A 21,523-nucleotide genomic window follows, 5' to 3' on the forward strand; every position below is an offset into this window, starting at 1 on the left:
TCCTATTTGTTTAATACGTTTTCAATTTTTTCAAGCATTGTTTTTTTATCCATACTCTGCGTTACAGCTTCTTTGATTATTCCTTCTTCATCAATAATATAAGTAGTAGGATATGTCCTTACCTTATATTTAACTGATATCTCTCCATCTACATCATATAATATAGGAAATGTATATCCCTTTTCATCTAAAAAATCATTCACACCTTTTGCATCCTTTTTTTCAGCAGCTAACACATTTACAGCTAAAACCACTATATTCTTTTCTTGATACTTTTCATATATTTCTTGTATATGAGGCATTTCTTGATTACATGCACCACTCCAAGTAGTGAAGAAATTAAGGAATACAACTTTTCCCTTTAAATCAGATAATTTTATTTCATTTCCTTCTTTGTCTAAAAGTGTAAAATCATAAGCTTTATCCCCTACAAATACACCATTTTCTTCTATTACTTGATCCTTTTCATCATCGTTTTCTGATTCAACTACTGGATCTTTTTTAGGCTCCTCTTTTTTAAGATATCCCCCTAAAGCAGCAGTCCCTAGTACAATTATCACCAATACAATTATCCATTTTTTGTACATGACACCACATCCCACTCCCTCTTTAATTGTAAAAGCCTTTTATATCATTATACTATAATTTATATGATAAATGCAGAAAACTCTCTTTACAAAAAAAGCCCCTCATTACAGGGACTTTCTTCATTATTCTGGTTTAGGTGCATCTACAGGACATACATTTGCACAAGCACCACATTCTATACATCCTGCTTGATCGATTATATACTTGTCATCACCAGCACTGATTACATCTACAGGACACTCTGGTTCACATGCACCACAGCTAATACATGCATCTGTAATTACATATGCCAAAATATTCACCTCCACAGCTTTTGGAAAATAGACTTCTAGTTAAGTATTTCCAACTATCATACAAATTATAACGATGATGATAAATTTTTATTCTTCTAATTCGTCTAATCCTTCAACCTCTGTATCTGATATCTCTACCGTTTCATTTTTGCAACAGCATCCAATCCTTTTTACTTGCTCCTTATGATAAATATATATGTCATCACTTAATTTGTACTCTTGAGCACCTTCTTTTTCTTCTACTATATGACGTACCTTTACACACTCTAAAAGCACACTATTATCTACAACAATACCTACCCCGTCTGCTGTTAGCACCTTCTCTCCCTGTTCAGGAAGGTTTTCTCTTAAACACTGATATGTTTCATGTTCATATTTTAAGCAACACATGAGTCGTCCACAAATTCCAGATATCTTTGTTGGATTTAACGATAAACTCTGTTCCTTTGCCATTTTTATAGAAACAGGCTCAAAATCTCCCAGCCAAGTAGCACAGCAAAGACTTTTTCCACAAGGTCCTATACCACCAATCATCTTTGCTTCATCTCTAACACCAATTTGACGTAGCTCTATTCTCGTTTTAAAGACTGCTGCCAAATCTTTTACTAATTCTCTAAAATCTACTCTCCCATCAGCTGTAAAATAAAATATTACTTTATTATTGTCAAAGGTATACTCTACATCAATCAGCTTCATTTCCAATTGGTGAGCACTAATTTTTTCTAAGCATATGTTAAAAGCTTCCTGTTCTTTTTCTATATTCTGCTTATTTTGTATTTCATCTTCTAAAGTAGCTACCCTTAATACTTTTTTCAACGGAGCTACTATATCATCTTCTTCAATCTCTTTTGGTCCTACTACAACTTCTCCAAATTCTATCCCTCTTGCAGTTTCAACAATAACATTTTGTCCTTTTTCAATAGAAATCTCATCTGGATCAAAATAATATATTTTTCCTGCTTTTTTGAATCTTACACCAACAACAGTTACCATTTTATTCCTCCTGTATAGTTAAAAGCATCATTTCAATTGCTAATTGAAAATTTACATTTGCTTTTATATCATTTTTTGTTTTTTCTATAATATGAATAATATTTCCTATTTTATTATATGCTATATAATTCATATGTCTTTGTAAAGCTGCTTTTTTATCCATATTCACCAAAAACTTGTCTGATTCTGTTTGGCTCAGTAAAAGTATATCTCTAAACCAAAAAAGCATAAAATCTAATATTTCATCTATATAAGCTTTATTTTGTTGAAAAAATTCAAATAACTCGAATACCATTAATTGGTCTTTTTTTAAGAGCTTTTCAATGACTTTTATTGTTTCTTCTCTTTTAATTTTAAATTCTTCTGATTCCTTCAGCTTCAATGCTTTTCCTAAACTTCCATCAGAAAAAGCTGCTAGAACTTTTGCTTCATCGGTTTGCATACCATACTTATTCACTAAAATATCCTCTATAATTTTTTCTCCAATTGGATGAAATTTCAATATCTGACACCGCGATTTAATAGTCGGCAAAAAGCTATTTGCATTAGTACTAAGAAGTATTATTACAGCATATGCTGGCGGCTCCTCTAGAGTTTTTAATAGACGATTTTGTGCGCTATCTGTCATAAGGTTGGCATCCTTTATAATATATATTTTTTTATTGCTCTCATAAGGCTTTCTCAGTAAATCCTGTTGAAAATCTTCAATTTGGTTGTTTTTGATACTTTTCCCTTCTGGTTCAATCATTTTTATATCTGGATGGTTATTAGTATTTACCTTCAAACACGATGAACAGTGATTGCAAACATCTTCATAATAATTTTTGCACTGTATTGCCTTCGCAAAAACTAAGGCTATCTGTGCTTTCCCAACACCCTTTGGTCCTTCAAATATATATGCATGAGCAATTCTTTTATTTTGAATAGACCTTTTTAAATAATTAATTCCCTTCTCTTGTCCTATGATATCTTTAAAACGCATTCAAATCCTCCAATTATTGATATACTCTCTTACAGCTTTTCTTTTACTATTTTATAAATCTCTTCATGAATTTCATCAATACTCTTTAGCTTTTGATTTTTAATGCATTCAATTTTTTTCCAATGATATTTGTTCGCTACCCATAAAGCATTCTCATATGTTTTTTTCAGATATTCAAAATCTCTTTCATGTATATCCTTTTTCATTTGCCCATTTATTTTATTCATTCGATTTTTCATTAGCTGATAGCTTACTTCTGGACTCATATTTAAAAATATCACTTCATCTGGAATCGGCAGCTCCATCTTTTTAAATTCTAAATCCCATAGCCAATCTAAAAAAATTCCTTTTTCCTTCTGAGTCTGAAACTTAGAAGCCTGATGAACCATATTTGAAGTAGTATATCTATCTGCAATAATTATTCCACCATCTTCAAGGAAGGTTTTCCAATCCTTTACATATGAAGCATATCGATCTACTGCATAAAAGGTAGAAGCAGTATATGGATTGACATCATCTGGCTTATTGCCAAAATCTCCATTCAAATACATCTTTACAAGAGCAGAAGCTTGACTTTCATAATTAGGAAAAGTAATTTTTTTTATATTCATTCCTTCAGCCAATAATCTTTTATATAATTTCTCTGATTGAGTAGCTTTTCCACTTGCATCTACACCTGATTCTATAACGAATAATTTTCCCTTCACTTTTGTTCCTCCTGTCTCCAATATCATGCTTTATCTATTATTTTATCATATCTTCCTTTATATATAGGTAAATAACTTCAAAATGAAATATAAAAGATAGTTCATTCCAAATAACTTATCTTTATATATTTCTTTTTTTATGTTGAAGTTGTTTACCTATAAATAAACAACATAAAAATTTGATGTTGAAATATAAAAATAAAGCCATCAACAAAAGCTGATGACTTTGCTCACTATAGGGTAACCAAGAAATTATGCCATATTTTCTTAAAAATTATATTATAGTATTCGTATCTTACATCATCCATATCTAAAGTACTTATAACCCTTTCACATTCTTCACATATGTATTCGTCTAACACCCTTATATATTTTGGTGCTTTTTCTTTGCACATACAACAGGAGACTGTCTTATGCATACAGCTCACCAACCTTTTTATTGTGATTATTGACCTATATTTATTATTGTATTCAAAACCAGTATGTCTTGTTATTCTTTTTTCAAAAAAAATTCTCATGTAGATCACATGAGAATTTTTATAATCACTAATATGACTTTTGAGAAGTATAAATTGCACTCAGTACTTCATCATTTGGTTCTATAATAAACATATATTTTTTACTACTTCTTGTAAATTCACCTACATACCATCTTTCTGTATTTCTTCCAGATACAAATTTGTATATTGATACTTTATTACTTTTTGCTTCCTGTATATCTACTTCATTAAAAGGCCTAAATTGTTCTAATTCACTTAACTTTAATGTTAAAAATAAATGATTTGCTTTTCCAAATACTTTTTCCATAATAAATTCATCATCTATAATCTTGTAGTTAAAATAGGCTACATGCTTATATATAATGATAAAACAAGCAATAACTGCTCCTGCAAGAGTCACTAACCCTCCAATCGTTCCAATAATAGGACTAAGCCCTCTTAATATTTTCATAGCCATATTCATTGCAAACAATGGTCCGCAAATCATAAATAGTACTTTCCAAAACGAAAGCTTCTTTTGCTTTATGGTTTGCCTAATCAATGCCATATTTTCTTCTCCTTATCTGATTTAAAATGATATTCTTAATAGTACAAATATTATCATATCATCTTATTTTCCTTTTCGCAACTCAAACAAAAAAAAGCTTCCATCTGAAAGCTTTTTGTCAACGATGTCCTTAAAATATTTTTCATTTTGCAATTTTAAGATGATTTTTTTTCATACTGCTCTTCAAATGTCTAGATTTTTCCTTTCTTCTCATTGATGTTTTAGTCTTTTTTAAATCTTTTACTGCATCTGCTAATAAATATATTTGAAAGCATGCAATAGGTATACACAGCATAATAAGAAATATTAGCTTTAAAACCATATATAATCATCCTTTTCTAATGATCTCTTCTCTTTTTTCCTTGCATATATATTCTAGATATCTTTTATTTTTCCTTTGTTGTATCCTTAGTTCTTTTGTCCTATTTATTCTTTTATTGTAGATTTATGTTGTAGCCTACACCATATATAGTTTTTTTATTTTCATACATACCATATATATTCGTGTTTTTTTTATGAAAAAGAAAAAGCTCAGAAAAAATTTCTGAGCTTTTTCTAAACCAGCGACGACCTACTCTCCCAAGGCGTCTCCGCCTAAGTACCATCAGCGCTGAAGGGCTTAACTTCTGTGTTCGGTATGGGAACAGGTGTGACCCCTTCGCTATTGCCACTGGATTATTATATATACCCTCAAAACTAAACAATGCATATTTTGGTCAAGCCCTCGACCTATTAGTATCGGTCAGCTAAAGACATTACTGCCCTTACACCTCCGACCTATCAACCAGATCGTCTTTCTGGGGTCTTACTGGATTAACTCCATGGGAAATCTTATCTTAAGGGGGGCTTCGCGCTTAGATGCCTTCAGCGCTTATCCCTTCCGTACATAGCTACTCAGCTGTGCCACTGGCGTGACAACTGATGCACCAGAGGTACGTCCATCCCGGTCCTCTCGTACTAAGGACAGCTCCTCTCAAATTTCCTACGCCCACAGCGGATAGGGACCGAACTGTCTCACGACGTTCTGAACCCAGCTCGCGTGCCTCTTTAATGGGCGAACAGCCCAACCCTTGGGACCTACTTCAGCCCCAGGATGAGACGAGCCGACATCGAGGTGCCAAACCTCCCCGTCGATGTGGACTCTTGGGGGAGATAAGCCTGTTATCCCCGGGGTAGCTTTTATCCGTTGAGCGATGGCCCTTCCACTCGGAACCACCGGATCACTAAGCCCGACTTTCGTCCTTGCTCGACCTGTGTGTCTCGCAATCAAGCTCCCTTCTGCCTTTGCACTCTTCGCGCGATTTCCGACCGCGCTGAGGGAACCTTTGGGCGCCTCCGTTACTCTTTAGGAGGCGACCGCCCCAGTCAAACTGCCCACCTGACAGTGTCCCAAAGCTGGATTCACAGCTTATGGTTAGAACTTCAGTATTACAAGAGTGGTATCCCAACGTCGACTCCACACACACTGGCGTGCATGCTTCTCAGTCTCCCACCTATCCTGTACATGTAATACCAAAATCCAGTGTCAGGCTACAGTAAAGCTCCACGGGGTCTTTCCGTCCTGCTGCGGGTAACCGGCATCTTCACCGGTACTACAATTTCACCGAGTCTATTGTTGAGACAGTGCCCAAATCGTTACGCCTTTCGTGCGGGTCGGAACTTACCCGACAAGGAATTTCGCTACCTTAGGACCGTTATAGTTACGGCCGCCGTTTACTGGGGCTTAAGTTCTGTGCTTCACTTTCGTTAACACTTCCCCTTAACCTTCCAGCACCGGGCAGGCGTCAGCCCCTATACATCGTCTTTCGACTTAGCAGAGACCTGTGTTTTTGCTAAACAGTCGCTTGGGCCTATTCTCTGCGGCCACCTCGGGCTTGCACCCTAACGTGGCACCCCTTCTCCCGAAGTTACGGGGTCATTTTGCCGAGTTCCTTAACAATAGTTCTCTCGCTCGCCTTAGGATTCTCTCCTCACCTACCTGTGTCGGTTTGCGGTACGGGCACCTACAATCTCGCTAGAGGCTTTTCTTGACAGTGTGGAATCAGTAAGTTCGCTACTTGTTTTTCGCTCCCCATCACGTCTCAGAATTATCGAAACGGATTTGCCTATCTCGACTTCCTAAACGCTTGGACGCACACAACCAACGGTGCGCTTAACCTATCCTCCTGTGTCACCCCATTGCTCAAACGATTTTCGGTGGTACAGGAATTTCAACCTGTTGTCCATCGCCTACGACTTTCGTCCTCGGCTTAGGTCCCGACTAACCCTGAGTGGACGAACCTTCCTCAGGAAACCTTAGGTTTTCGGCGGGCAGGATTCTCACCTGCCTCTCGCTACTCATGCCAACATTCTCTCTTGTATACAGTCCACTGCTCCTTACGGTACAGCTTCAACCCGTATACAATGCTCCCCTACCCATCCCAAAGGGATGCCGTAGCTTCGGTGACAGGTTTGAGCCCCGGTAATTTTCGGCGCAGGATCACTCGACTAGTGAGCTATTACGCACTCTTTGAATGAATGGCTGCTTCTAAGCCAACATCCTAGTTGTCTATGCAATCCCACATCCTTTTCCACTTAACCTGTACTTAGGGACCTTAGCTGACGGTCTGGGCTGTTTCCCTCTCGACTATGAATCTTATCACACATAGTCTGACTCCTAAAATTATGATTACGGCATTCGGAGTTTGATAGTCTTCGGTAACCGGTGAGGGCCCCTAGGACATTCAGTGCTCTACCTCCGTATCACAACTTTTAAGGCTAGCCCTAAAGCTATTTCGGGGAGAACCAGCTATCTCCGAGTTCGATTGGAATTTCTCCGCTATCCACAAGTCATCCCAGCCTTTTTCAACAGACATGGGTTCGGTCCTCCACGAAATTTTACTTCCGCTTCAACCTGCTCATGGATAGGTCACCCGGTTTCGGGTCTACGGCATACAACTAAAATCGCCCTATTCAGACTCGCTTTCGCTGCGGCTCCGTAGCATAACTACTTAACCTTGCTGCATACCGTAACTCGTTGGCCCGTTCTACAAAAAGTACGCGGTCGTTCATAAAAAGAACTTCCACTGCTTGTAAACATAGGGTTTCAGGTTCTATTTCACTCCCCTCCCGGGGTTCTTTTCACCTTTCCCTCACGGTACTATGCGCTATCGGTCACCAGGTAGTATTTAGCCTTGGGGGGTGGTCCCCCCTGCTTCCCACAAGGTTTCACGTGTCTCGTGGTACTCTGGAGTATACTCGAAAGTCTTCTTGTTTCGCCTACAGGACTATTACCTTCTATGGTGAGCCTTTCCAGACTTCTTCGACTACAATACCTCTTTCTTAATGAGTATATCCGCAACCCCTAAAGAAAATTCTTTAGGTTTGGGCTAGTCCCCTTTCGCTCGCCGCTACTTAGGGAATCGAGTTTTCTTTCTCTTCCTCAGGGTACTTAGATGTTTCAGTTCCCCTGGTATGCCTACCATTACCTATGGATTCAGTAATAGTTACTTAAGTATTACCTTAAGTAGGTTTCCCCATTCGGAAATCCCCGGATCAACGCTTGCTTGCAGCTACCCGAGGCTTATCGCAGCTTACCACGTCCTTCATCGGCTCCTGGTGCCAAGGCATCCGCCCTATGCTCTTTATAGCTTGACCAGTAAAAATTGTATTTTATATGCATTGTTCAGTTTTCAAAGTACACATGGTGGAGACGAGGGGGATCGAACCCCTGACCCCCTGCGTGCAAGGCAGGTGCTCTCCCAGCTGAGCTACGTCCCCATAATTAACTTTTGAAGGTTTGATCCTTCAAAACTATACAGTGTAAGTTAAGCCTTTCTCCTTAGAAAGGAGGTGATCCAGCCGCACCTTCCGATACGGCTACCTTGTTACGACTTCACCCCAGTTATTGATTTCACCTTCGGCAGCTTCCTCCATAAGGTTAGATAGCTGACTTCGGGTGCCCCCAACTCCCGTGGTGTGACGGGCGGTGTGTACAAGACCCGGGAACGCATTCACCGCGGCATTCTGATCCACGATTACTAGCAACTCCAGCTTCATGTGGGCGAGTTGCAGCCCACAATCCGAACTGAGACTGGCTTTTAGGATTTGCTCCAGATTACTCCTTCGCTTCCCGTTGTACCAGCCATTGTAGCACGTGTGTAGCCCAGAACATAAGGGGCATGATGATTTGACGTCATCCCCACCTTCCTCCGAGTTATCCCCGGCAGTCTCTCTAGAGTGCCCATCCGAAATGCTGGCAACTAAAGACAAGGGTTGCGCTCGTTGCGGGACTTAACCCAACATCTCACGACACGAGCTGACGACAACCATGCACCACCTGTCTCTCTGTCCCCGGAGGGATTTCACCGATTAAGGTTAATGCAGAGGATGTCAAGTCCTGGTAAGGTTCTTCGCGTTGCTTCGAATTAAACCACATGCTCCGCTGCTTGTGCGGGTCCCCGTCAATTCCTTTGAGTTTCAGTCTTGCGACCGTACTCCCCAGGCGGAGTGCTTAATGCGTTAGCTGCGGCACCGAAGGGATGAACCTCCGACACCTAGCACTCATCGTTTACGGCGTGGACTACCAGGGTATCTAATCCTGTTCGCTCCCCACGCTTTCGTGCCTCAGCGTCAGTTACAGTCCAGAGAGTCGCCTTCGCCACTGGTGTTCCTCCTAATATCTACGCATTTCACCGCTACACTAGGAATTCCACTCTCCTCTCCTGCACTCAAGCCAATAAGTTTCCAAGGCTTACTACGGTTGAGCCGTAGCCTTTCACCCCAGACTTTATCGGCCGCCTACGCACCCTTTACGCCCAGTGATTCCGGATAACGCTCGCCCCCTACGTATTACCGCGGCTGCTGGCACGTAGTTAGCCGGGGCTTCCTCCTAAGGTACCGTCAGTTTTCTTCCCTTAGGACAGAGTTTTACGACCCGAAGGCCTTCATCACTCACGCGGCGTTGCTGCATCAGGCTTTCGCCCATTGTGCAATATTCCCCACTGCTGCCTCCCGTAGGAGTCTGGACCGTGTCTCAGTTCCAGTGTGGCCGATCACCCTCTCAGGTCGGCTACTGATCGTTGCCTTGGTGAGCCGTTACCTCACCAACTAGCTAATCAGACGCGGGCCCATCCTATACCGCTAAAGCTTTGACTCATGTACCATGCGGTACTAGAGCTTTATCAGGTATTAATCCCGGTTTCCCGAGGCTATCCCTGTGTATAGGGCAGGTTGCCCACGCGTTACTCACCCGTCCGCCGCTTTCCACTAATCAAATCTCCCGAAGGATCATTGACAGCTTCTCGCTCGACTTGCATGTGTTAGGCACGCCGCCAGCGTTCATCCTGAGCCAGGATCAAACTCTCAAATAAAAGAATTCGAATTGAACGTTTCTCGTTTATAACGAGTATCTGGCTTAATTTCTTACACTGTATAATTTTCAAGGTTCAATTTTTTTATTTAATCGCCGTTTAGCGACTTTTTTATATTAGCATATCTGTTTCATCTTGTCAACTAATTTTCGAATAATTTTTTTAGAATAAATATAAATTTATTCCTCAAACAAAAATAAAGTAGGCAATTAATCTACCTACTTTATCTCTTTGGGTACTTCAATAACCTTTTCGAGCAAATCATCTTCTTCTGTTGCCTCTACAATTTTTTCTGTTTTTGTAAGTGCCGCAACAACTTCATAAGGTTCATTTAATACACTAATTTCTTCACCAAACTCTACATCTGCTATCCTCAATGGATTTCCTGGTGCTAATGATGATATATCTATATCTATGCTCTCAGGAATACGATCTGGTAAACATTCAATATTAGCTTCTCTTAATTGCTGCTGTACAACACCAATACTTGATTCTACTTTTTCTTTTCCTATTAATCTGATAGGTACTGTTGTATGTATTGGCTTATTAGTAGAAATTTCCTGAAGATCTATATGTCTTATTTCATTAGTTAACGGATTTCTCTGAATCTCCTTGATAATAACTGTTGAATAATTGTTGTCTACCTGCAAATCAAAGAGTACATTTGTTCCATAATTTCTTATGATATTATCTATTTCCCTTTTATCTAATTCTATTGCTCTCGTATTAGTATTTGGTCCATACACTACTGCTGGAACATGACCAATGTTTCTTATTCGATGGCACGCATTAGAACCTATTTGATTTCTCAAGTCCCCATGAATAACAGATTTTAGCATACATATTCCTCCCAATTATTAAATCTAATAGTAAGTATCTCCAATTCGCTTTTTTATATACTTTCATTCTCAAATTTATAAAGGAAGGAATAATCTAGCAATGCCATCATATTTTATATAGGTAAACAACATCAACATAAAAAAAAAGAAATATATAAAGATAAGTGAATGACTTCGATAACTTTTGTAAAAAAACTTACTGAAATTTCATAAAAAATACGTTAAGAACCTTCATTGTTTGAACGAAGTGAGTTTTGAAGGTTTAGTATTTTTTCATGAAATAAAGTTTTGTTTTTTCAAAAGTTATCTGGAATGAACTATCTTTTATATTTCATTTTAAAGTTGTTTACCTATAGATAAACAATATCAATATTAAAAAATAAATATATAAATATTAAGTGAATAACTTTTGTAAAAAACTTACTGAAACCATATGAAAAATGTGTTAATAACCTTCATTGTTTGAACAAAGTAAGTTTTGAAGGTTTAGCATTTTTCCTCATTTAAAAAATCTATTGCAAACTGCGCATAAAGAGCTATACCAATTTCTAATGCATCTTCATCTATGTTAAATCTTGGATGATGATGTGGATAATTTGCCTGCTTTTCTTCATTTCTTGCTCCAACAAAAGCAAGTACTCCTTCTAGATATCTAGCAAAATCTTCTCCACCTGTTACTTTTTCCATTTTGCTAATACCTTCTTTTCCTAATAGCTTTTCTACAGACTTTTCAGCTATCCCTGAACAAACTGCTTCATTAATCGTAGCAGGAGTACCATGAATATATTCAATTTCTGCTTCTGCCCTATAACTTGCTGCTGTATTTTTAGCAATTCTTTCCAGGATTTTAGGGAATTCTTTTCTTATTTCATTATTAAAGCATCTTGTCGTTCCTTCGAGAACTGCTTCATCAGCAATTACATTAAACCTTGTTCCTCCTTGAAATTTTCCTATACTGACAACAGCTGATTCTAATGGACTTATTTCTCTACTTACTACAGATTGCAAATCCATCACGATAGCAGAAGCAGCAACTACTGCATCAACTCCTTGATGAGGCAAAGATCCATGCCCACCCTTTCCTTTTACTTTGATCTTAAATAAATCTGCTGATGCCATACGAGGACCTTCCTCTACTGATACAGTTCCACAAGCTAGATCAGTCCATAGATGAATACCAAATACACCATCTACACCTTCCATAACCCCTTCTTGAACCATCTTTTCTGCTCCTGCAGCTAATTCCTCTGCAGGCTGGAAGAATAATTTTACAGTACCATTGATTTCAGATTTGCAGTCATTTAATATTTTCGCAGCTCCTAAAAGCATAGCGCCATGCCCATCATGACCACATGCATGCATGATTCCTTCATTTTGAGATTTATAAGGAATATCATTTGCTTCTTTTACCTGCAATGCATCAATATCAGCTCTTAACGCTACTGTTTTTCCATTCTTTTCTCCTTTAATAACTGCTACGATTCCTGTTCCTGCCACAGAAATATAATCAATCCCCATTTTGTCAAGCTCTTCCTTAATTCTTTTTGAAGTTCTAAATTCCTGCCAGCTTGGTTCAGGATACTTATGAAACTCTCTTCTTAAATCAATTACATACTGTTTGTTTTGTTTTGCTAATTCTTTTATATTCATAATCGTTCAGCTTTATAAAATCTATAAAAATCTTAATAAATTAAATATATGAAAATTATAGATTTTATTCATACACTCAATATTTTTACAATATTAGTGTACATAATAGCATTTCTCTACAATGCTATACCGCAAGCCAACGGTACTTTTGTTCACTTCCTTTCTTAACAATCAAGCAACTAATTTTCCAAAATGAAAATGTAGAGTAGTTACTTGATTTATATTTTTATAATTCCATACTCTTTCGATTACCACAATTTGAACAAGTTTTAGAGGTATAAGCTTCATTTATATAAACCACTTTAACATCATGCAATTTTGCCTTGTATGTCAAAAATGTATTGAATTTACCTAATCCCCAATTTTCTTTTATACTTCTGTTTAATTTTGTTAAATTTGATTTTTTAATCATTTGCTCTTGTGATAAATCTCCAAGAATTAATTCTTTTCTTTGAGCTAAATAAGTATTATAAAGGAGTTTACATAAAAAACTATTAATGAAGTTTAGTTTTTTCAAAAGTTATCTGGAATGAGCTATTTTTTATATTTCGTTTTGATGTTATTTATCTATAACATTTTTACGAAAATACCTGCTACTATAACAGAAACTATCGTAACAGTTGTAAAGCCTCCTACCAACATCTTTGGTAGCATTTGATCCATAAGATATTTTCTTTCCTCTTCCTTTTCTGTAAGTGCCTTTACAGCTTCTTCTGTTAATATATAGTTAGGCGGAAAACCATATAAAGCTGTAAGCGCAACAGCAAATGCCATTTCTTTTGTATATCCTAATGCTTTTCCTATAAGCATAGATAATATACCCATTCCTAAAACGCCTAGTATGATAATTCCCATGAGTGGTACAGCAATTTCTCCTAGCATTTGTGGTGTAGCTTTGCCAAGACCTGTAAATATAAATGCCATAAGTCCTGTCATAAAAAATCCAAAAGAACCTGATAAGTTTAATGGCTTTCTTTCTATAAAACCTACCTCAGCAGCAATAACTCCAAATATCAAACAGATAACATATTTTGATATAAATTCATCAATAGCTGCAGCAAATGCTATAGCTGCCCATGCAACCAATCCAAGCTTCGCAAGAATTATATATGTAGTTTGATACTTTTGAGGGATTTTAGGAAAGATTCTGAATTTTTCTCCTGAAGCTACAGCTAATTCATCTTTAGTATCTTCTTGTAGCTTTACTTCTCCACTTTTAAATATATTCAATAATCTATTTCCTTCCTTTTTAAGCATAATTGCCGTTAAGGGGTATCCTACAAATCCTTGCATTACATACATAATAATTGCTAATACTGCTAAATCAGCAAGTCCTTTTGCAGTTGCAGCATCTGACATCATAATAGCAGCCACAATTCCTCCTGTTAATGGTGGTGTTGCTGTTACAACAGTCTCCCATCCAAACAAAACTCTACCAAAGGTTAAAGTCATTAAGCATATTCCAATCACACCAGATAATGCAACTACTATAGTTTTCCACTGTTCCATCAACTCTCTTACACTCAGCATAGTACCCATATGTGTAATCAATAAATACATAGAAAGCAGTATAATAGGCTTTTGAAATCCTGCTAACGCTACAATATCACTAGGAAAAAAAGTCCAAAAACCAAATAAAAATAGTAGTGCTGATACAAATACAGATGGTATAAATGCTTTTGTTTTTGTAGATATGATATCTCCAACGCTTAATGCAATAAGTACTACACAAAATGCCATCATTAAACTCATTCATATTCCTCCTTGTGTTTGTTATTTTCTTCCATTAAAAACATCTCTCCTTTCAAAGCTATAATAGTAATGAAAAAAATAATGAAAAAACTTCTCTCCCTTTATCCACTAAAATAAAGGGGGAAGAAGTTAAAAGCAAAATAATATATTTTTATGCATATATATTCATTTCTGTAAGTTTACCAATTTTTTTCTTATTTGTCAATGTATTTTGAAAAATATATTTTTTTATACAATTCTCATATTTTCTTTAAGTTTTTGAGCAGCTGTATAAGGGTCCTCTGATGATACAATAAAAGACATAACAGCAATTCCTTCTACTCCTGTTAGAAGAACTTCTCGAACATTCTTATTAGTTATCCCTCCTAAAGCTATGACTGGAATATTTACATTCTCTTTTATTTCTTTTATAAAATTTAATCCTTTAGGTGCTAATCCTTTTTTGCAATCTGTCTTATATACATGGCTTGCAAGCAAATAATTCGCCCCTTTTTTTTCTGCTAAAATCGCTTCTTCTAAGCTGTGAACAGAAACTCCTAAAGAGCCTTTCCAATTAAAGCTTGTTTTTATAAAATCATAAAATCCTGTATGATAACCATCTGCTCCTACAGCTTTAGCTACTTCTAGATTTCGATTTATAATCAGCAAAGCATTTTTTTCTTTTGTAATTTTCCTTACAGCTTTAGCTATTGGTAGCAATTCATCATAAGTTAAATCCTTTTCTCTTAATATTACTGCTTCTACTCCACCTGCCACTGCTTTTTCAATGACCTCTATAAATGTTTTATTCCTTATTATTTTTCGGTTGGTAATTAAAAAAAGCATTTAGTCATCCTCTCTTAACATATTTATGTTTTTCCCTGACATTACCTTATTCATATTTCTCATAGAACACATTTTTCCACACATAGTACAGCTATCTTTGTGAGCTGGAAGCGACTCTTTTCTATACCTTCTTGCCTTTTCAGGATCAATAGCTAATTCAAACATCTTTTCCCAATCTAATGCTTGTCTTGCCTTACTCATTGCATCATCCCATTCTTTTGCACCTTTTATATTTTTCCCTAAATCTCCAGCATGTGCAGCAATTCTTGTTGCAATGATTCCTTCTTTCATATCTTCTAAGCTTGGAAGCCTTAGATGTTCCGCTGGTGTAACATAGCATAAAAAATCGACCCCATAGCTTGCAGCTAACGCACCACCAATAGCACTCGTTATGTGGTCGTATCCTGGTGCTACATCTGTAACTATTGGGCCTAATACATAAAATGGTGCACCATGACAAAGCTTTTTTTCAAGCATTACATTGGCAGCAATTTCATTTATAGTCATGTGTCCAGGTCCTTCAATCATTACCTGCACATTTCTTTCCCATGCTCTTAAAGTCAGCTCTCCTAATATTAGTAATTCCTGAATTTGACTTGCATCTGTAGCATCATTGATGCTTCCAGGTCTACATGCATCTCCAAGACTTAAAGTAACATCATATTCCTCACAAATATCTAATAACTCATCAAAATGTTCATAAAATGGATTTTCCTTATCATTTAATTCCATCCAAGCATAAATTAACGACCCACCCCTTGAAACAATATTGGTAAGTCTTTTATTTCTTTTAAAAACCTCTGCTGTATATCTATTGATGCCTGCATGGATTGTAACAAAATCCACCCCATCTTCTGCATGTTTTTTAACTACTTTCAAAAACTCCTCTGCCGTAATATCCTTTAATTCTTTATCATAAAACCCTACCGCATCATATACCGGAACAGTCCCTATCATTGCAGGAGACATTTCTATCAGTCTTTTTCTAAATTCTTCAGTTTTTCCATAAGAGCTTAGATCCATAATCGCTTCAGCCTTCATATCAATAGCTGTCTTAACCTTTTCAAGCTCTTTTTCTATATCACAGCAATCCTTTGAAATACCTAAGTTTACATTTATTTTTGTTCTTAATCCTTCTCCAACCCCCTCTGGATTTAAGCTTTTATGATTCTTATTTGCAGGAATAATCACCTTCCCTTCTGCAATCAAATTTTTTAAAACTTCTACATCTATATTTTCCTTTTTTGATACAAGCTCCATTTCCTTTGTGATTATACCTTTTCTAGCTGCATCCATTTGTGTTGTATATGTCATTTTTATTCCTCTCCTTTTCTATATTTGCATCCAATCCTTAAATACTGGCTGATACCCTTTTGATAAAATAACATTCTTCATCTCTTCTACGCTTCTATTATCTGATATCTCAAATTGTCCTTCTCCCTTATCATTACTGCTGTGTCCTCCTACTTCTGTGCTTACCCCTGCAGACATTTTGGTAACGCCTAGAGGGATTAAGTGATCTCTAAAGCTTGCTCTTTCCCTAGTAGATAATGTAATCCCTAAATATGGCATAAAAATCCTTAAAGCTAGTAAATACTGAACAATATTTTTATCACTCACATTATGAACTTCATCAAAGCATCCTGCATGAGGACGAATACGAGGTGGTGATATACTAATACATACATCTGGGTATTTGTTTTGGAGATAATTAGCATGAAGTCCACTCATAAAAGCTTCTCTTCTCCATTCATTTAGCCCTAAAAGAGCTCCAATATTCACATTCCTCATCTTAGCTTTGCATCCTCTTTCAGGTGTATCTAATCTAAAATGATAATCTTTTTTAGGTCCTGATATATGTACCCGATCGTAAATCTTCTCATCATATACCTCTTGATAAACAGCTAAGTTATCTACCCCTGCTTCTACCATTCTTTCATAATCCTCTTGCGTTAAGGGATATACTTCAATCCCAACAGAATCAAAATATTTCTTTAGAATCTTTACTGCATCTATAATATAAGATACTGGTGTAGCATTAGGGGATTCTCCTGTTAAAACAAGAATATGCTTAAGTCCTGTTTTAGCAATAGAAATAGCTTCCCTTTCTATTTCTTCTGGGGATAATTTTTTTCTTTTAATATTGTTATCCACATTAAACCCACAATAAGCACATCTATTCACACAGAAGTTTCCTATATACATTGGAGTAAATAATAATATGGTCTTTCCAAAATGCTGTAATGATAAAGCATGTGCCTTTTGTGCCATTTCTTCTAAAAAACTTTCTGCCTTTGGAGACAATAGTGCTAAAAAATCATAAATATTTATTTTATTTTTATTTAGTATTCTTTTAATCTCTGTTGATGTAACATTTTCAAAAAAAGCATCATAATCAAAATCCTTAAAATTTATATAAACATCATAAAAGCCCATCAAAACTCACCTTCATTCAAAAATCCTGTAAGTGGAGAAGAAGCAATAGCACATTTTTTAGTAGCTCCTAATTTTGAAAGATATGCAGTTCTTCCTGCTATTACTGCAAGAGAGAATGCTTTTGCCATATTTACAGGGTCATCAGAAGTAGCAATAGCTGTATTTACTAAAACTGCTGCTGCACCCATTTCCATAGCTTCAGCCGCCTCTGATGGCTTTCCAATTCCTGCATCTACAATGATTGGTAAATCTATTTCGTCAATCAAAATCTCAATAAGCTCCTTCGTCCTAATTCCTCTATTTGTTCCTATAGGTGCCCCCAAAGGCATTACTGCTGCTGCACCTGCATCTACCAATCTCTTTGCACTCATAAGATCAGGACTCATATAAGGAAGTACAACAAAGCCTTCCTTTGATAAAATTTCCGTTGCTTTAATAGTTTCTTGATTATCAGGAAGTAAATACTTATGATCAGATATAACCTCAATCTTTACCCAATCACCACAGCCCATAGCCCTTGCAAGTCTTGCAATCCTCACAGCTTCTTCTGCATTTCTTGCTCCAGAGGTATTTGGAAGCCATATAACATCTTTGGAAATATATTCAAGGATATTTTCTTCCTTAGCTTCAAGATCAACTCTTCTCACCGCCATTGTAACTACTTGAGTTTCAGAGCTTTTAATAACATCAGGTATAATTTTTTTACTCGGAAATTTTCCAGTCCCAATGAACAATCTGCTTTTTAATTCAATTCCTCCAATTTTCAATAAATCCATTCCATCATCTCCTAAACTTCATATTCTTCTAAAATAATCCTAAGCACTGTATTCGCTTGATGATTTGCGGCGATAGCAACTCTCGGTGCCATGAGTCCACAGCCCGGCTTTGCTTCTGATATTTCATCTCCAACTAAATAGAAGCGATCTCTCACTATTTTTGTTTTTATTGTATTATTCGAAAAATATCCAGCCATTCCAGAGGCTGCAACGATATATTTCTCAGGAAGCTTAGATAAAGCTGTATTGACTAAAGTTGCTTTACACATAGGATTGTCCAATGCTTCCACAATAATATCCGCATCTTCAAAGCAATCCTTTATATTGCTTTCATCAAGGTATAAATCTTTTGTTTCAACATCTACAAAAGGATTAATATTTTTTAGGACATCTTTTATTGCTTCTGTTTTTTTCATTCCTATATGCTTTGTAAAATACTGCTGCCTATTTAAATTGCTTGGCTCAACTACATCAAAATCTATAAGCACTAGTTTTCCTATTCCTAATCTTGCTAAAGAGACAGCTACATTTGAACCAAGTCCCCCAAGTCCTGCAATCCCTACACATGCCTTTTTTACTTTTTCATGAACTCCCGGTGTATGTCTAGCTACTAGTAAAGCTTCTAACTCCTCTTCATTTGGAATTTCTCCTCTTATAATGAGAGTAAGTCTGTCATCCTTCTTCAAAGGTGCATCTTCTCTTAAAATAAATCCGTTTAAAACAACAATATCTGCTTCCTTTTTTACAAAATCACGAATTCCAAAGGCTGTAGATCTTTCATTTACAATAACCGGCTTTTCATTTACATATATTTTCAAATCAACCACCTCCAACAAAGCTTACGATCTCTACTTTATCTGCTTTGTTTAATACATGCTCATTATATTTTTCTTTTGGAATAATTGTAAGATTTACTTCTACAACTACCTTTTCTTCATTCAAATCTAATTTTTTCAACATCTCACAAATAGTTATCTCTGAATCAAAATCCATTTCTTTTCCATTGATTATCATGCTTTTCCCTCCTTTCTTTTACGCTTTATCCCAAAAACACATTAAAATTAATATATTAAAAAAGTGCGAATTCATAGAGAATTCGCACTTTAAATAATAGCGTACAAAATATTCCCTACGTTGGCATTACCCAAATCAGGTTATACGGGTCAGAGATTTCATCTCTTTCTCAGCCCATCAACATGAGCTCCCCATAGTTTATAAAATTTTCCATTTTAAAAAGCTTACCCTAGGGTAAGCTTTAAAAATAATCATTTTTATCTTTAGCTTCCCTACGGCAGTATTAACTGCATCAGGTTATAAGGGTTAGGATTTCTCCCTCTCAGCCAAAAGGCACCCCTAGCATTTCTATTCTATTCTCTTTTATTGTAATCCTTAATTATGATTTTGTAAAGTTTTTGATTATATACCTAATTATTCTAATCCATATCTCTTCAATTTCTTATAAAGTCCTACACGGCTAATTCCAAGAGATTTCGCTGTTTGATATTTGTTTCCATTATTCTCTTTCAAACAGGCTACTATCATATCTTTCTCCATTTCTTCTACCATCTCTTTTAATGACTTATTTCCTATAGGATAGTTTTTTTTATCATTTTTAGTAAGTCTTGTTGGTAAATGCTTTGGTTTTATTATTAAGTCTGAATCTAAAAGGTTTATAGCCCTTTCAATAACATTTTCAAGCTCTCTTATATTTCCAGGCCAAGCATATTTTTTTAATATTTCTATCGCTCCCTGAGAAATCCCTTCTACATAAATACCTAATCTATTAGATAATTTCATTTTAAGTTCATTAGCAAGGGCTTCTATATCTTCTTTTCTTTCTCTAAGAGGAGGTATCTTAATAGACATTACATTTAATCTATAAAAAAGGTCTTCACGAAATTCACCATTCTTCACTAGAGCATCTAAATCTTTATTCGTAGATGAAATAATTCTAACATCTATTTTTCGAATCACATTCCCTCCAAGTCTTTCTACCTCTTTTTCCTGAAGAACCCTTAAAAGCTTTGCCTGCATAGCAAAAGGCATATCCCCTATCTCATCTAACAAAATCGTTCCTCCATTTGCAAGCTCAAATTTCCCTTCCTTTCCTCCCTTTTTAGCACCTGTAAAAGCACCCTCTTCATATCCAAACAATTCTGATTCTAGTAATTCTGCTGGTATAGCTGCACAGTTTATTTTTACAAAAGGTCCTAAATATCTATTGCTAGCATTATGAATAGAATGAGCAAAAAGCTCCTTACCTGTTCCACTCTCTCCTGTAATAAGAACATTAGAACTCGTTTTTGCTGCTTTCATTGCCATATCCTTTACAATACTCATACTCGGACTTTCTCCTACTAAATCTTGAAAGGAATATTTTGCAGACCTCTCCTTATTAAGTTCACTTTTATAGTAAGCAATCTCCTTCTCTAGTTTGGATATTTTTTTACTAAGTGTTTGAAAATCTCTTATATCCTTAAACATAACCTTTCCAACTGCACCAATAATTCTTCCATCCTTTTTAATAGGAACACGCATAGAGATCATTCTTTTATTTTTTATTTCCTGAATTTCTCCCACTTCCATAATTCCAGTTTCTAATACAACATGAAGTCTTGTATTCTCAATAACCTCTGCTACATGTTTTCCTTCAGGCTCTGATATATCTAAAAATTCTTTATAGGCTTTACTCATCATAGTAATGATTCCATTTTCATCAACAACAGTAACCCATTCATTGGCTGTATCCAAAATAGTATTTAGTATTTCTATATATATCTTATCCTTATCCATTTCTTTGCTCATTTTTCTATAATTAGTAATATCATGGAATAAAGCCATTGCTCCTTCAACATTTCCTTCTAATATCATTGGCATCATACTCATTCTATACTGTCTTTTATTGATGCAAACATTCCTATTTAATTCCTCTTTTCCTGTTTTCACAATAATAGGAAGTCTACAGTTTGGAATAATCTTGTGAATATGTTTTCCTATAATATCCTCTTTTTTTAAATCAAGTAATTTTTCAGCACGCTGGTTCATGACCATTATATTTCCAGCTTGATCTATTGCTAAAAGTGCATCAGGAATATTATTAATTAAAGCATCAAAGTATTTACTCATGCTCAGCCCTCCTCAAAGCAAGGACAATATATTTACAAAGCATACTTTATACAATTTCACTGAAATTATATCATATATTTTGAATTTCTCAAAACTTGTCGAATTTTGCGTATATTTAAAGCTAATAAAATCCCTTGATACACGTATCAAGAGATTAT

The 21,523-nt window shown here is 36.0% G+C and carries 19 protein-coding genes, 1 tRNA gene, 3 rRNA genes and 2 riboswitches; all 23 genes read right to left on the reverse strand.

Translation table 11 applies throughout. From position 1 onward, the window contains the following. Positions 1 to 2: 2 nt before the first annotated feature. The gene (locus KVH43_RS03910) at positions 3 to 587 is read right to left on the reverse strand and encodes a peroxiredoxin family protein (RefSeq protein WP_218283570.1); all 585 of its coding nucleotides are present in this window, start codon (positions 585 to 587) and stop codon (positions 3 to 5) included. Positions 588 to 710: 123 nt separating this feature from the next. Beyond that, positions 711 to 881, reverse strand: coding sequence for a DUF362 domain-containing protein (locus tag KVH43_RS03915; RefSeq protein WP_218283571.1), 171 nt, complete (start codon positions 879 to 881; stop codon positions 711 to 713). An 87-nt stretch (positions 882 to 968) separates the two neighbouring features. Next, positions 969 to 1,874, reverse strand: a complete 906-nt coding sequence (locus tag KVH43_RS03920) for a PSP1 domain-containing protein (RefSeq protein ID WP_218283572.1) — start codon at positions 1,872 to 1,874, stop codon at positions 969 to 971. A 1-nt stretch (position 1,875) separates the two neighbouring features. Then, positions 1,876 to 2,856: a DNA polymerase III subunit delta' gene (holB, locus tag KVH43_RS03925; protein WP_218283573.1), complete on the reverse strand. Its 981-nt coding sequence runs from the start codon at positions 2,854 to 2,856 to the stop codon at positions 1,876 to 1,878. A 29-nt stretch (positions 2,857 to 2,885) separates the two neighbouring features. Continuing rightward, positions 2,886 to 3,590 carry a dTMP kinase gene (locus KVH43_RS03930; RefSeq protein ID WP_218283574.1) on the reverse strand — a complete coding sequence of 235 codons (705 nt, stop codon included), beginning with the start codon at positions 3,588 to 3,590 and terminating at the stop codon, positions 2,886 to 2,888. A 206-nt stretch (positions 3,591 to 3,796) separates the two neighbouring features. Beyond that, positions 3,797 to 4,081, reverse strand: a complete 285-nt coding sequence (locus tag KVH43_RS13410; protein ID WP_420829647.1) for a sigma factor G inhibitor Gin — start codon at positions 4,079 to 4,081, stop codon at positions 3,797 to 3,799. A gap of 28 nt (positions 4,082 to 4,109) precedes the next feature. After that, entirely contained in the window at positions 4,110 to 4,610 is a 501-nt protein-coding gene (locus KVH43_RS03940; protein WP_218283576.1) for a hypothetical protein, read from the reverse strand. A gap of 142 nt (positions 4,611 to 4,752) precedes the next feature. Continuing rightward, positions 4,753 to 4,932, reverse strand: a complete 180-nt coding sequence (locus KVH43_RS03945; RefSeq protein WP_218283577.1) for a hypothetical protein — start codon at positions 4,930 to 4,932, stop codon at positions 4,753 to 4,755. 236 nt (positions 4,933 to 5,168) lie between these two features. After that, positions 5,169 to 5,285, reverse strand: a 5S ribosomal RNA gene (rrf, locus tag KVH43_RS03950). Between the two features lie 37 nt (positions 5,286 to 5,322). Continuing rightward, positions 5,323 to 8,246 (reverse strand): 23S ribosomal RNA (locus KVH43_RS03955). Between the two features lie 47 nt (positions 8,247 to 8,293). Next, a tRNA-Ala gene (locus tag KVH43_RS03960) sits at positions 8,294 to 8,369 on the reverse strand. A 65-nt stretch (positions 8,370 to 8,434) separates the two neighbouring features. After that, positions 8,435 to 9,961: ribosomal RNA gene (locus KVH43_RS03965) — 16S ribosomal RNA — on the reverse strand. Together the 16S, 23S and 5S rRNA genes with 1 tRNA gene alongside form the textbook arrangement of a ribosomal RNA operon. Positions 9,962 to 10,179: 218 nt before the next feature. Further along, positions 10,180 to 10,800, reverse strand: a complete 621-nt coding sequence (locus KVH43_RS03970; protein WP_218283578.1) for a 50S ribosomal protein L25 — start codon at positions 10,798 to 10,800, stop codon at positions 10,180 to 10,182. A gap of 486 nt (positions 10,801 to 11,286) precedes the next feature. Beyond that, positions 11,287 to 12,450, reverse strand: a complete 1,164-nt coding sequence (locus KVH43_RS03975; protein ID WP_218283579.1) for a M20 family metallopeptidase — start codon at positions 12,448 to 12,450, stop codon at positions 11,287 to 11,289. Positions 12,451 to 12,676: 226 nt separating this feature from the next. Next, the gene (locus tag KVH43_RS03980; protein ID WP_218283580.1) at positions 12,677 to 12,967 is read right to left on the reverse strand and encodes a zinc ribbon domain-containing protein; all 291 of its coding nucleotides are present in this window, start codon (positions 12,965 to 12,967) and stop codon (positions 12,677 to 12,679) included. A 50-nt stretch (positions 12,968 to 13,017) separates the two neighbouring features. After that, positions 13,018 to 14,202 (reverse strand): hypothetical protein, encoded by a 1,185-nt coding sequence (locus tag KVH43_RS03985; RefSeq protein WP_218283581.1) that lies wholly within the window; start codon positions 14,200 to 14,202, stop codon positions 13,018 to 13,020. 228 nt (positions 14,203 to 14,430) lie between these two features. Continuing rightward, positions 14,431 to 15,027 carry a thiamine phosphate synthase gene (gene thiE, locus KVH43_RS03990; RefSeq protein WP_218283582.1) on the reverse strand — a complete coding sequence of 199 codons (597 nt, stop codon included), beginning with the start codon at positions 15,025 to 15,027 and terminating at the stop codon, positions 14,431 to 14,433. Next, positions 15,028 to 16,341, reverse strand: a complete 1,314-nt coding sequence (thiC, locus tag KVH43_RS03995; protein WP_218283583.1) for a phosphomethylpyrimidine synthase ThiC — start codon at positions 16,339 to 16,341, stop codon at positions 15,028 to 15,030. Positions 16,342 to 16,359: 18 nt separating this feature from the next. Next, complete coding sequence (thiH, locus tag KVH43_RS04000; RefSeq protein WP_218283584.1) at positions 16,360 to 17,463, reverse strand: 2-iminoacetate synthase ThiH; 1,104 nt, start codon at positions 17,461 to 17,463, stop codon at positions 16,360 to 16,362. Beyond that, on the reverse strand, positions 17,463 to 18,239 hold the full coding sequence (locus tag KVH43_RS04005; protein WP_218283585.1) for a thiazole synthase: 777 nt from the start codon (positions 18,237 to 18,239) through the stop codon (positions 17,463 to 17,465). Before KVH43_RS04005 ends, thiH begins: the two co-directional genes overlap by 1 nt. 11 nt (positions 18,240 to 18,250) lie before the next feature. Beyond that, complete coding sequence (gene thiF / locus KVH43_RS04010; protein ID WP_218283586.1) at positions 18,251 to 19,057, reverse strand: sulfur carrier protein ThiS adenylyltransferase ThiF; 807 nt, start codon at positions 19,055 to 19,057, stop codon at positions 18,251 to 18,253. Between the two features lies 1 nt (position 19,058). Continuing rightward, entirely contained in the window at positions 19,059 to 19,253 is a 195-nt protein-coding gene (thiS, locus tag KVH43_RS04015; protein WP_218283587.1) for a sulfur carrier protein ThiS, read from the reverse strand. 94 nt (positions 19,254 to 19,347) lie between these two features. Beyond that, positions 19,348 to 19,457: riboswitch (TPP riboswitch) on the reverse strand. Positions 19,458 to 19,505: 48 nt separating this feature from the next. Continuing rightward, positions 19,506 to 19,604, reverse strand: a riboswitch (TPP riboswitch). Positions 19,605 to 19,667: 63 nt separating this feature from the next. Beyond that, positions 19,668 to 21,371 carry a sigma 54-interacting transcriptional regulator gene (locus tag KVH43_RS04020; protein ID WP_218284068.1) on the reverse strand — a complete coding sequence of 568 codons (1,704 nt, stop codon included), beginning with the start codon at positions 21,369 to 21,371 and terminating at the stop codon, positions 19,668 to 19,670. Positions 21,372 to 21,523: the final 152 nt, after the last annotated feature.

This window comes from Crassaminicella indica, from assembly GCF_019203185.1.
GTDB lineage: Bacteria > Bacillota > Clostridia > Peptostreptococcales > Thermotaleaceae > Crassaminicella > Crassaminicella indica.

Bases quoted from the DNA above. Each gene is read 5' to 3' on its own strand.
- KVH43_RS03910 (WP_218283570.1), bottom strand. From the start codon at position 587: ATGTACAAAAAATGGATAATTGTATTGGTGATAATTGTACTAGGGACT.
- KVH43_RS03920 (WP_218283572.1), bottom strand. From the start codon at position 1,874: ATGGTAACTGTTGTTGGTGTAAGATTCAAAAAAGCAGGAAAAATATAT.
- holB (WP_218283573.1), bottom strand. From the start codon at position 2,856: ATGCGTTTTAAAGATATCATAGGACAAGAGAAGGGAATTAATTATTTA.
- KVH43_RS03930 (WP_218283574.1), bottom strand. From the start codon at position 3,590: ATGATATTGGAGACAGGAGGAACAAAAGTGAAGGGAAAATTATTCGTT.
- KVH43_RS13410 (WP_420829647.1), bottom strand. From the start codon at position 4,081: ATGAGAATTTTTTTTGAAAAAAGAATAACAAGACATACTGGTTTTGAA.
- KVH43_RS03940 (WP_218283576.1), bottom strand. From the start codon at position 4,610: ATGGCATTGATTAGGCAAACCATAAAGCAAAAGAAGCTTTCGTTTTGG.
- KVH43_RS03945 (WP_218283577.1), bottom strand. From the start codon at position 4,932: ATGGTTTTAAAGCTAATATTTCTTATTATGCTGTGTATACCTATTGCA.
- KVH43_RS03970 (WP_218283578.1), bottom strand. From the start codon at position 10,800: ATGCTAAAATCTGTTATTCATGGGGACTTGAGAAATCAAATAGGTTCT.
- KVH43_RS03975 (WP_218283579.1), bottom strand. From the start codon at position 12,450: ATGAATATAAAAGAATTAGCAAAACAAAACAAACAGTATGTAATTGAT.
- KVH43_RS03985 (WP_218283581.1), bottom strand. From the start codon at position 14,202: ATGAGTTTAATGATGGCATTTTGTGTAGTACTTATTGCATTAAGCGTT.
- thiE (WP_218283582.1), bottom strand. From the start codon at position 15,027: ATGCTTTTTTTAATTACCAACCGAAAAATAATAAGGAATAAAACATTT.
- thiC (WP_218283583.1), bottom strand. From the start codon at position 16,341: ATGACATATACAACACAAATGGATGCAGCTAGAAAAGGTATAATCACA.
- thiH (WP_218283584.1), bottom strand. From the start codon at position 17,463: ATGGGCTTTTATGATGTTTATATAAATTTTAAGGATTTTGATTATGAT.
- KVH43_RS04005 (WP_218283585.1), bottom strand. From the start codon at position 18,239: ATGGATTTATTGAAAATTGGAGGAATTGAATTAAAAAGCAGATTGTTC.
- thiS (WP_218283587.1), bottom strand. From the start codon at position 19,253: ATGATAATCAATGGAAAAGAAATGGATTTTGATTCAGAGATAACTATT.